General features: G+C 68.7%; 11 protein-coding genes and 2 pseudogenes. 5 read left to right on the forward strand and 8 right to left on the reverse strand.

Going from position 1 to position 9672, the window contains the following annotated elements; genetic code table 11:
• The 4 genes from SLP03_RS30860 to SLP03_RS30875 form a co-directional block, all read left to right on the forward strand.
• Positions 1 to 707 (forward strand): low temperature requirement protein A (locus tag SLP03_RS30860; protein ID WP_413644770.1); only part of this gene is annotated, 707 nt, incomplete at its 5' end.
• 123 nt (positions 708 to 830) lie between these two features.
• Entirely contained in the window at positions 831 to 1217 is a 387-nt protein-coding gene (locus SLP03_RS30865) for a hypothetical protein (RefSeq protein ID WP_319464171.1), read from the forward strand.
• On the forward strand, positions 1214 to 1576 hold the full coding sequence (locus tag SLP03_RS30870) for a hypothetical protein (protein ID WP_319464172.1): 363 nt from the start codon (positions 1214 to 1216) through the stop codon (positions 1574 to 1576). The genes SLP03_RS30865 and SLP03_RS30870 overlap by 4 nt, the downstream gene beginning before the upstream one ends.
• Positions 1573 to 1740 (forward strand): hypothetical protein, encoded by a 168-nt coding sequence (locus SLP03_RS30875; protein WP_319464173.1) that lies wholly within the window; start codon positions 1573 to 1575, stop codon positions 1738 to 1740. Before SLP03_RS30870 ends, SLP03_RS30875 begins: the two co-directional genes overlap by 4 nt.
• Positions 1741 to 1807: 67 nt before the next feature.
• Here the strand turns inward: SLP03_RS30875 and SLP03_RS30880 are convergent, their stop codons facing one another.
• The 4 genes and pseudogenes from SLP03_RS30880 to SLP03_RS30895 all read right to left on the reverse strand — a co-directional run bounded on the left by SLP03_RS30880 (position 1808) and on the right by SLP03_RS30895 (position 2981).
• The gene (locus SLP03_RS30880) at positions 1808 to 1972 is read right to left on the reverse strand and encodes a hypothetical protein (RefSeq protein WP_319464181.1); all 165 of its coding nucleotides are present in this window, start codon (positions 1970 to 1972) and stop codon (positions 1808 to 1810) included.
• Positions 1973 to 2198: 226 nt separating this feature from the next.
• A pseudogene (locus tag SLP03_RS30885) lies at positions 2199 to 2306 on the reverse strand (nucleotidyl transferase AbiEii/AbiGii toxin family protein); the annotation flags it as partial.
• A gap of 124 nt (positions 2307 to 2430) precedes the next feature.
• Positions 2431 to 2625, reverse strand: coding sequence for a nucleotidyl transferase AbiEii/AbiGii toxin family protein (locus SLP03_RS30890; protein WP_319464174.1), 195 nt, complete (start codon positions 2623 to 2625; stop codon positions 2431 to 2433).
• A 2-nt stretch (positions 2626 to 2627) separates the two neighbouring features.
• Complete coding sequence (locus tag SLP03_RS30895) at positions 2628 to 2981, reverse strand: hypothetical protein (RefSeq protein ID WP_319464175.1); 354 nt, start codon at positions 2979 to 2981, stop codon at positions 2628 to 2630.
• A 348-nt stretch (positions 2982 to 3329) separates the two neighbouring features.
• Between SLP03_RS30895 and SLP03_RS30900 the strand changes: the two genes are divergently transcribed.
• Entirely contained in the window at positions 3330 to 6623 is a 3294-nt protein-coding gene (locus tag SLP03_RS30900; protein WP_319464176.1) for a DEAD/DEAH box helicase, read from the forward strand.
• 1107 nt (positions 6624 to 7730) lie between these two features.
• On the opposite strand, the gene SLP03_RS30905 is transcribed toward SLP03_RS30900, so the two are convergent.
• The 4 genes and pseudogenes from SLP03_RS30905 to SLP03_RS30920 form a co-directional block, all read right to left on the reverse strand.
• Complete coding sequence (locus SLP03_RS30905; protein ID WP_319464177.1) at positions 7731 to 7949, reverse strand: winged helix-turn-helix domain-containing protein; 219 nt, start codon at positions 7947 to 7949, stop codon at positions 7731 to 7733.
• A gap of 797 nt (positions 7950 to 8746) precedes the next feature.
• Positions 8747 to 8896 (reverse strand): hypothetical protein, encoded by a 150-nt coding sequence (locus tag SLP03_RS30910; protein ID WP_319464178.1) that lies wholly within the window; start codon positions 8894 to 8896, stop codon positions 8747 to 8749.
• Positions 8893 to 9522 (reverse strand): hypothetical protein, encoded by a 630-nt coding sequence (locus SLP03_RS30915; protein WP_319464179.1) that lies wholly within the window; start codon positions 9520 to 9522, stop codon positions 8893 to 8895. Before SLP03_RS30915 ends, SLP03_RS30910 begins: the two co-directional genes overlap by 4 nt.
• Before the next feature lie 49 nt (positions 9523 to 9571).
• Positions 9572 to 9672, reverse strand: a pseudogene (locus SLP03_RS30920) (IS5/IS1182 family transposase); the annotation flags it as partial.

Here is a 9672-nt window from a genome sequence, read left to right on the forward strand (position 1 = left end):
GTCATCAAAACCGTCGCCCGCAACGCCTACGGCTTCCGCAACCCCATCAACCAACGCCTACGAACACGCTGCGCAACCACCCGGAAAAGCCGCGGACACCTCAACCCCCACTAACTTCGCTGAGCCCCATTGGCGAGTCGGTCGTCGCAATCGGTGTTGGCGCCGCCGACCGGCCCATCAGCGCGCCGCTGTTGTTTGCGGCCATTCTTGGCGTTGCCGTCGCCGTCTGCCTGTGGTGGCTGTACTTCGACTTGGTGTCGCTCGCGGCCGAGCACCGACTCGTCGAGGCGCGAGGCCGAGCCAGGGTCAACCTGGCGGTCGAGGCGTACACGTACGGGCATTTTCCCGTCGTTGCTGGCATCCTGCTGGCCGCCCTCGGCGTCGAGGGCGTGCTGGCGCACGCCGGTGAGGGCAAGCCGTTGGGCGCCTTCTACGCGCTTCCGCTCTTCGGTGGCCCCGCGCTGTACCTGGCCGGGCATCTGCTGTTCGAGCGCCGCATGCACGGTGCGCTGAGCCTTCCGCGGCTGGTGGCGACCTGCGTGTTCCTCGCCGCCCTGCCGGCCGCCGTCGTCCTCCCACCGCTTGCCGGGCTGGCCGGCTCGGTGGTCGTCCTGACCGCCCTCATCGTCGTCGAGACCACTCGCAATGCGCAGGCCCGACGTAGCCTCCGCGGCACGTACGGGCTACGGCAAGACGAACAGCAGTGACCGAGCGGGGTCGCCGGCTGGAACTCGGACACGCGTCGCCACCTGACCTTTGCGGTGTTCACGGGCGGTGCCGCGATAGTCTGCAACCAATGATGCCATTGGTTCGGAGGTGAGGCTCGCCCTGTGGGTACCAGCTACGAACCGATGAGTCTTGCCACGTTGGCCACCCATCTGGCATCCGCGGACGCCGACCAGATCCGCTGGAAGCTGGTGTGGGAGTTTCTGGAGGAGTACCGCTGGGAGCCGGCTGAAATCAGGGTCGATCTGTTGAAAGATGAGCCCGGGCTGACCGGAGACGCGCGTTGGGACGCGCTGCTTGCGGCCCTCGCGGAGCATCTGCTCGCCCAGGCGGATCTTGCCCCGCCGGTGTGGAGTGAGGCACGTGTGCTGCGCCGGGCCTGGTTCCCGGCCGAACTGGCCATCCACCGGGCCGACGCCCTGGCATGGGCGCCGGCTGCGTTCCGGAAGCACGGTGTGTACCTATCAGTTCACGACCTGGCTGCGGCGTGACCAGCTCGGACGGCGTCCTGATGGGGCGTGCGGAACTCGAGCGCGCGTTCACCCGCCTGGGCGACAGGCTTGTCCGCCGCGGGGTCGTCGCTGACATCTTCGTTGTGGGCGGTGCCGCGATGGCGCTGGCCTACGATGCGAAACGGGTGACCAGGGACGTCGATGCGATGTTCGTCCCGCACGGAGTCGTCCTCGATGAGGCGCGTGCGGTGGCCGACGATTTGGGACTGCCCCCGTGGTGGCTCAACGAGCAGGCCAGCGTGTATGTCTCCGGCAAGGACGACCCGGGCAGGCGGCGTGTCTTCGACCATCCTGGCCTGCGCGTGATGGCGGCCTCGCCGGAGCACATCTCGCGATGAAGGCGCTCGCGGCGCGGGCCCGCGACGTGGACGACCTTCGCACCCTGGCGGCGCTGGCCAAGGTCGTGACAGTGGACGACGCCGTACGCCTGTGCAGCGACTTCTACCCCGACGAGGCGATCTCGCCGCGGGCCATGGGAGTCATCCGTGAACTCTTCGGTTGAGTCGGAGGTAGGCGCAGCACGGCGGCTAACCTGATCATGTAGTCACCGTTCAACTCGCTCGGACACGTTATTTCCACACGAAGCGTGATGGTTCTTCGTATTTTGCCTGATCCCCGTCCCGTTGGGCGGGGATCTTTGCTGTGGCGGTCAGGATGCTCGCCGGTGAGCTGAGCGTGAAGACGGTTGTCTCGGTTTCGATCGTCCAGGTGCCGTGGTCGCACACGATGATCATGCTGCTGGTCTGCAGGTAGTCCGCGACGCTGTCCGGGTCGGGGCTGCGCAGCGCGGGGTGATGACGGCGGAGGCCGCCGTCTTGTCGAACCCTGTCCAGCGAAACGCCGGTCCGGGTAGCGCTCCAACATTCCGAACAGGTCCGCCAGGACGCGCAGGTCGAACCCCGCGTCGGACTGTTCGGCCAGCTCGCACAGCCGCGTCCGGGTGTAGCGACCCGTGGTGAGGGCCGCGTCGATGTCCAGGAAGTCCCGAGGCTCGGCTCGCGTGTACAGGGCGGACATCTTGCCCGCGACGACGTCGTCGGCGTGCAGGACCGGCCCGACGTCCATCATCACCGGCGGCAACGCGTGCCAGCTCGACCTTGTACGGATGCTCCGGTTGAGCGGGATCGGTGACCGCGAGGCGGGCGAAGGTGTCGAACCGCTGCGTCACCTCGACGGAATACCCGCCGTCGCGTTAGCCGTCGACGACGGCGTCCACTGCTGCGGTGAACTCGCCACGTCGCTCCCACGCCGTGAACAGGTCGACGTCCTCGCTCGGCCGGTCCAGGATGCCGTGGGCCTGTACGGCGTAGCCGCCGGCCAACGCGAACCCGTAGCGGGCAGCGACCCGCAGTCCGATCTCCGCCAGGCGGAGGTGAACCGGATCCACTCCTACCCGGCCAGCGCCTGGGGCGGCGTGGTCAGCTCGGGAAAGCGTGCCTGCCACAACGCCCGCAGCCGGGCCGGGAGCCACAAGCTTGGCCACAAGCGGCGCAGAGTCGGGCCGTCCAACCACCGGCACAGGTCCGCGACCGAATTAGCCTGGTTCAGCACCGTCTGGTACATCAGCTGCAGATCGCCGGCGTCGTCCAGGTCGTACGTGCTGTCGCCGGACCAGTCCAACCACCGGTCGAGCGTCACCACGCCGCCAACCGGGCTGCGCAGGTCGGACAGGGTGGCGGCGACCACGAAGTGCCGCTGGTCCACATACCGTGAGCGAGGCGGCGCGCCGCTGCCTCGGACCATGCCCTCACCTCCTGACCCCGATCGTACGTCTGAGCGGCGTCGCCGGCCCGCATGACATCGACCTGCCGGCCATCTGATCTCCCTTGGATTGGCCTACGGCCTGATGGTCATCGCTCCAAGGACGAACTCCCCGCCTGCCGATCCCGCACTACAGGCGGGGTCAGGGTGCCACCGCCCGCTGGTTCGAAGTTCTCGCGCGGACGTCGGCAGCCTCCGGCCGACCATCCCGGGCCGCGGTCCGCTGGTGCTCGAGCCGACGGGGCGGACGGACCGGGTGGCGCTGGGCACTGCCCACCTTGCGGAAGGATACGCTCGCGGCTGCCCCGGCCGGATTTCGTGGAGGTGACCTTGGCGCGCCTGGTTCTGACCGAGGACGAGGAGGCCGTGCGCGTCGCGGTGGGGACACGTTCCTTCGTCCAGGCACGGGCCCACCTCGATCGGGGCGAGCTGGTCGACGTCCAATGGGATTCGCGGACCGGGCAGGCTCATGCCCGGGTCCGTGGCGAACTGCCCGGCACGGTGATCGCCACCGCGCGTACCGACCCGAACGGCGACATCACGGCGGTGGAGGGATCGTGCAGCTGCGGAGACCATCCGGGCTGCGCCCATCCGGCCGCGTTGATCATCGCCGTCGTGTCGGCCCGAGGTGCGCCCCGCCCGCGGGCCGTGGCGCCACCGGCGGCGTGGGAGACCGCGCTGTCCCCGCTGGTCGGTACGGCCCCCGGGGCTTCCGCTGATCCGGTACCCGACCGGGCGGAGGTCGGGCTGCAGTTCGATCTCGTCGCGGCTGCCGCGCAGCGCGGCGCGGAATCGTCATGGCGGGTCGCCCTGCGCCCTGTCGTACCAGGTCGCAACGGTTGGGTGCGGTCCGGGATCTCCTGGTCGAATCTCAGTTACGCCTGGTACGGGCACCCGAGGCGGGTCGAGCGGCACTGGCAGCTCCTCAACGAGATCCTGGCGCTTTCCACGGCGACCGAGGACCGGCACTACTACGGCGGCTACCAGCAGATGGTCTTCCTGGACGCGTTCGCGAGCCGGCGGATCTGGGATCTACTGAGCGAGGCACAGGAGACCGGGTTGCCGATGGTGCAGGCCGGCAAGGCGGCCGGGCGGGTCGTCGTGTGTCGTGAACCGGCGCGGGTGTCTGTACGGGTCGACCGGACGGGTGACGATCTGCTGCTCGTACCAACGTTGCTTGGCGACGGTGTGCCGGTCGCGCCGGATTCGTCGGTGCTGGTGGGCCGGCCGGCCCACGGTGTCGCCTGGTGGGGGGTGCGGGGGCAGGCCACCCCGCAGCCCCGGGACAGGGTGCTGCGGCTCGCGCCGCTGGCACGGCCGCTGGAGTCGGGCATCGCCGGCATGCTGGCGGGACCGGCGATCCGGATCCCCGCAGACGACGAGGCACGGTTCCTCCAGCAGTACTATCCGAACCTGCTACGGCAGGCGGAAGTGATCGCGGCGGGTCCGTCGGTGCGGTTGCCCGATCTCGGGGCGGCGGCGTTGACATTGACGGTGGACCGCATGGTCGGACATCGGCTCTCGCTGGGATGGGAGTGGGTGCTGCCGATCGGTGACCGTCATCATCGGGAGCCGCTGTGGGCGCCAGCACCCGTCGCACACGCTGCCGACCGCGAGAAGGTGGTGCGGCGGGTGACCGAGCTGGTGGCCGACCCGGCGCTGGGCCTGCTCGAGTCAACGCCTGCGGGGCCTCGGCTGGCGTCCACCGCCGACGTGGCCGGCGACACGATGATCCGGTTCCTGAGCGACATCCTGCCCCGGGTGACCGATATCGACGGCGTCGACGTCGTCGCGCATCTCGACGACGCGGGCCCCGCCTACCAGGAGACGCTGCAGGCCCCGATCATCACGTTCGCCGGCGCCGACACCGGTGGACAGCCGGACTGGTACGACCTGTCGGTACAGGTGAGGGTCGGCGGTGAGCAGGTGCCGTTCGATGAGCTCTTCGTCGCGCTCGCCGCGGATCAGCAGTACCTCATCCTGCCCAGCGGCACGTACTTCAGCCTCGACCGTGCCGAGTTTCGCCAGCTGCGCGACCTGATCGCCGAGTCCCGCGCGCTGGAGGACCCGCCGCCCGGGGTGCTGCGGGTCGGGCGCTTCCAGGCCGGGCTGTGGCAGGAGTTGGCCGAACTGGGCGAGGTCACCGGCCAGGCCGCCGCCTGGCAGGAGGCGGTGCGCTCGCTGTCCGACGCTGGCAACCGGGTCGAGCATCCGGTCCCATCGGGACTGAAGGCCACGCTGCGGCCGTACCAGCGGGACGGGTTCCGCTGGCTGGCCGCCCTGCACGAGCATCGACTCGGCGGGGTGCTGGCCGACGACATGGGGCTGGGCAAGACCCTGCAGGCTCTGGCCTTGATCTGCCACGTCCGGGACCTCGGCGGTCAGCGGGCGCCATTCCTGGTGGTCGCCCCCGCCAGCGTCGTGCACAACTGGGCGAGTGAAGCAGGCCGATTCGCACCGGACCTCACGGTCAGCGTGGTCGCCCAGACCCGCGCGCGACGCGGTGTGGGGCTCGCCGACGCGGTACGCGGCGCGGATCTGGTGGTCACCTCCTACACCCTGTTCCGACTGGAGTTCGAGGAGTACGAGGCGGTCGACTGGGCCGGGTTGATCCTCGACGAGGCCCAGTTCGTCAAGAACCCCCACGCCCAGGGATACCGCTGCGCGAAGCAACTCCCTGCACCGTTCAAACTCGCCATCACCGGCACGCCGATGGAGAACAACCTCCTCGAACTGTGGTCGCTGTTGTCCATCACCGCGCCTGGTCTGTTCACCCGCGCGGACCGGTTCACCGACCACTACCGCAATCCGATCGAGAAGGGCCACGACCCGGAACGGCTGGCCCAGTTGCGGCGGCGGATCCGGCCGCTGATGCTGCGCCGCCGCAAGGCCGACGTGGCCGCCGATCTGCCGGACAAGCAGGAACAGGTCATCGAACTGGACCTCAACCCCAGACACCGCAAGGTGTACCAGACCTACCTGCAGCGGGAGCGGCAGAAGGTGCTCGGCCTGCTCGGCGACCTGCAACAGCACCGGTTCGAGATCTTCCGGTCACTGACCCTGTTGCGGCAGGCCAGCCTCGACGTCACCCTGGTCGACCCGAAACACCGTGCCGTGTCGTCGACGAAGCTGGACGTGCTGGCCGAGCAGGTCACCGACCTCGTCGCCGAAGGCCACCGGACTCTGGTGTTCAGCCAGTTCACCCGCTTCCTGGACGCCGCCCGGCAGCGGTTGGAGGCAGCGGGCATCCGCTGCTGCTACCTCGACGGCGCCACCCGCGACCGCGCGACGGTGCTCGCCGAATTCAAGAACGGTACGGCGCCGGTATTCCTGATCAGCCTCAAGGCCGGCGGCTTCGGCCTGAACCTGACCGAGGCCGACTACTGCATCCTGCTCGACCCGTGGTGGAACCCCGCCACCGAAGCGCAGGCCGTGGACCGCGTGCACCGCATCGGGCAGACCCGCAACGTGATGGTCTACCGGCTGGTCGCCAAGGACACCATCGAAGAGAAGGTCATGGCGCTCAAGGCCCGCAAGGCCGAACTGTCCGGCAGCGTCCTCGACGGCGGTGACTTCGCGTCCGCGCAGCTGACCGCCTCCGACATCCGAGACCTGCTCGAATAGCGCACCTCGCGGCGGCCGTCACGCCGGTCGCGGCGTACCGGCCGGGGGTACCGACCGCGGCGAGCAGTCATGACGACGAGAACGCCACGACCGAGAGATGCACAGTCCAGTACGAGAGGTGGCGCCGCGGGCCGAAGGACCAAACCTCGGTCAGAGCGTCGGCCGTTCGATCCAGGTCATCCAAGCAGGCATGTGTGCGTATGGTTCGGCTCGCCCCTCGGACACCAGAAGATCAACGGTGCAAGCCAGTGCGGCTCGCACCGTTTGTGTTTCCGGTGGTTGTCAGCCGCAGGCCGAGTTGGCGATAGGCCGGGGAACTTGCCGCTGCGCGTCCGGGTCAACTAGTGACGCTCTGGAGAGCACTTCCTTCACACCGAAGAGGTCACTGGTTCGATCTCAGTATCGCCCACCATCGATATATGCAGGTCAGAAGCCCGTCGCCGTAAGATCCGGTAACGGGATTCTTGCCATCTGCCCCCTACATTGGGAGCAGATTGGGAGCAGCCCGCTCCCGGCGACGTCGAGCGAGCGCCTAGTCGCCTGGTCGACGCCAGCGTCCCCTCGGAGTCGGGAAGGTTCAAACTTCGGGCGTGGGCGGTCATCAGCCGGTCCATCGCCCGAGCCAGCACGGCGGTGCATTGAACCAGGAGAACAATCCTGTGGGGACGGTGTAATCCCCACCCCGCGAGACTGCGTATCCGGAAGGTCCATCGTGCCTGTTGCTCGCAAGCCATCGTGAACCGCTGCGGCTGGTAGAGAGCCTCCGTTTCGGAGGATCTGACCGTGCTCAGCCACAGCCTGCGGTCTGCTGGTGGACACGCCGCCGATGGCGGAGCAGGAGGCCGCGACGAATCTGCTCAGGGGCGCCACCGGGCTGCGCACGCTGAGGGTCGTGGTGCACCTCAGGCTCCTAGCAACCCGCCCTGTGCCATCCTCGGCCCGCAGGGGCTCGCGTCGTAACGGCTCCGGTCGGCCGGGTTCTACCCCTGAGCCGCCGCGCCGTCAGGGCCGGCCAGCGACGGCGGAGCGTGATGTTGAGCGATAAGGCCGGCTATGTGAGCGCTGGTGCGTCCACGACGAGCAAAGTAATGACCTGCCCCGGCCGGGTCAGTCCTTCGTGCTGACGTACACACCTCGGCCCGGCTGGCCGTAGACCAGGCCCCGCGCCTTGAGCTGGATCATGACGAATCGGATGACCGTCTCGCTGACCTCGTACTGCTCGCAGAGCTGACGGGTGCTGGGCAGGCGGTCCCCGGGCTTCAATACGCCTGACTCAATCTGCCGCGTGATGTCGCCGGCAATCTGTTGATACAGCGGCTGAGCCATCGGTCGTCCTCCCTGCATCAAGAGAACACGCAGGGGGATTCATGAGCCGACACGGGGTATCGTCGGTATACCCAGAGTACTGGGTAACGTAGGTTGCAGGAGGGGACTCCGATGGTCCGGTACGAGGAGTACGTGATAGCCGCCGCCCTCACCCTGGCCCGCCGGCACCGGCCGGTGTGGTCGTGGCGGAGGTGGAGGCGGATCTGCCGCTGCGGGACTGACCTGCCCTGTCAGGCGAGGCACCGCCTGCCGATCAGCCGGGGGCACTGGCCGGGTGAGGACCGATGACCACGCACGGGCCGGTGCTGCCGATCTGGACCTGCGGCGGGTGTGGTGCCTCCTGGCCCTGCCGTACCCGTCGACAAGAGTTGCTCGCTGAGTACGCCGGCGCTCCGGTGTCCCTGAGCATCTACATGGGCTCGCACCTGGTGGCCGCGACGCAGGACATGAGCTGGGCGCCGGCAGGCGCCCTCCACCGCAGGTTCCTCGGGTGGCTGAGGTGACCACACCTCGCCCCGGTCAGAGTTGCATTTCCCCACCGGACGCCCGTCGTTGTTCACCACTTACGCCGGCCGGCGCGGTTACTACAACGGCCGGGTGCTCTCCCGGACACCCTGGCCGGACACACGTTCGGCCCCGAGATCACCGCCTACGATCTGCTGGCCCGGGACCGCGACGAGCGGGTCCGCGCAGCGCTCGAACGGGAGGCGTCCAGATGAGCCGCCGCCGACGGCAGGGCCGCGACGGCCGGGACCGGGTCGCCGAGCTGGAGCCGCTGTCCGCGCAGCTACCAACGATCAGGTCTGGTCGAGCAGATGGCCTGCCCGTGGGGCTGCCGTCCGGAGGGCGGCTTCCTCGACGACGCCACTGCCCGGCGGCTGCTGCGGCGCGCCGACGTGATCGGGGCCAAGACCACGCCGGCCGGCCACCACTTCGTCCACACTCACTCGGCCACCAAGTCCTCGTCGAACCCTTCCAACTCCAGCGCCCGCCTCGCGACCACCCGCGCAGACCGCCCCAGGCCGGCGTACTGAGCGTTGTACGCGGTTCTCCAGGTTGAGTCGCCTGGGACGACGCGATACAGGACCAGGCCGCCCTCGCCGATCCCAAAGGTCAGGTCGTCGCCGTAGAGCTGGTCCGCGGTGACCGGCATGACCAGGGCACCACGAGGAAGCCCGGTGGCAGGGCTCACCTGGTTGAGCGTGGGATCGAACAGGCGGCTCTCCTGGGGCGCGAACAGGATGAGGTGCCCGGCGCCGTTCCAGTCTGCGGTGGTCGGCGAGCGCCTCACCGTCCCGCCAGGAATGGTCGGGATAACGCCGTCCACTGCCTCGCCCAGCAGGCAGGAGCCCGCCGGCCCCTGGGCGGCGACCGCGACCGGCACTGGCTCCGCCCGGACGTGAAGCAGGTCCGCTACGCCTTCGAGCAGCGCGATCCTCTCGATGCACTGCGCTTTCCCGTCGTTGACCTCGGCAACGAGCCGAGCAGCACGGTTGAGCACAGCTGTCCGTTGCGCGCGAGTGAGGGCGCGGACACCCTTGGCCTTGGTCTTGTTCCGGCCCGCTCTGCCCATCGAGAGTCCTTTCGATCGAGGCTTAGAGGCCGCGCAAATAGGTGGTGGTTCATGGGCGTCGTGTGGGTCGGGTGTCCCACCGGTAGCGGCTCCATGCCTGCCGGATCAGGCTACGTAGGGTGATGATGGCATCGGCGAGGTCGAAGAAGG

This window comes from Micromonospora sp. RTP1Z1, from assembly GCF_033804685.1.
Classification (GTDB): domain Bacteria; phylum Actinomycetota; class Actinomycetes; order Mycobacteriales; family Micromonosporaceae; genus Micromonospora.

Coding starts and splice junctions, on each gene's coding strand:
- SLP03_RS30905 (WP_319464177.1), bottom strand. CDS start 7,949: ATGGCTCAGCCGCTGTATCAACAGATTGCCGGCGACATCACGCGGCAG.
- SLP03_RS30915 (WP_319464179.1), bottom strand. CDS start 9,522: ATGGGCAGAGCGGGCCGGAACAAGACCAAGGCCAAGGGTGTCCGCGCC.
- SLP03_RS30880 (WP_319464181.1), bottom strand. CDS start 1,972: ATGATCATCGTGTGCGACCACGGCACCTGGACGATCGAAACCGAGACA.
- SLP03_RS30895 (WP_319464175.1), bottom strand. CDS start 2,981: ATGGTCCGAGGCAGCGGCGCGCCGCCTCGCTCACGGTATGTGGACCAG.
- SLP03_RS30875 (WP_319464173.1), top strand. CDS start 1,573: ATGAAGGCGCTCGCGGCGCGGGCCCGCGACGTGGACGACCTTCGCACC.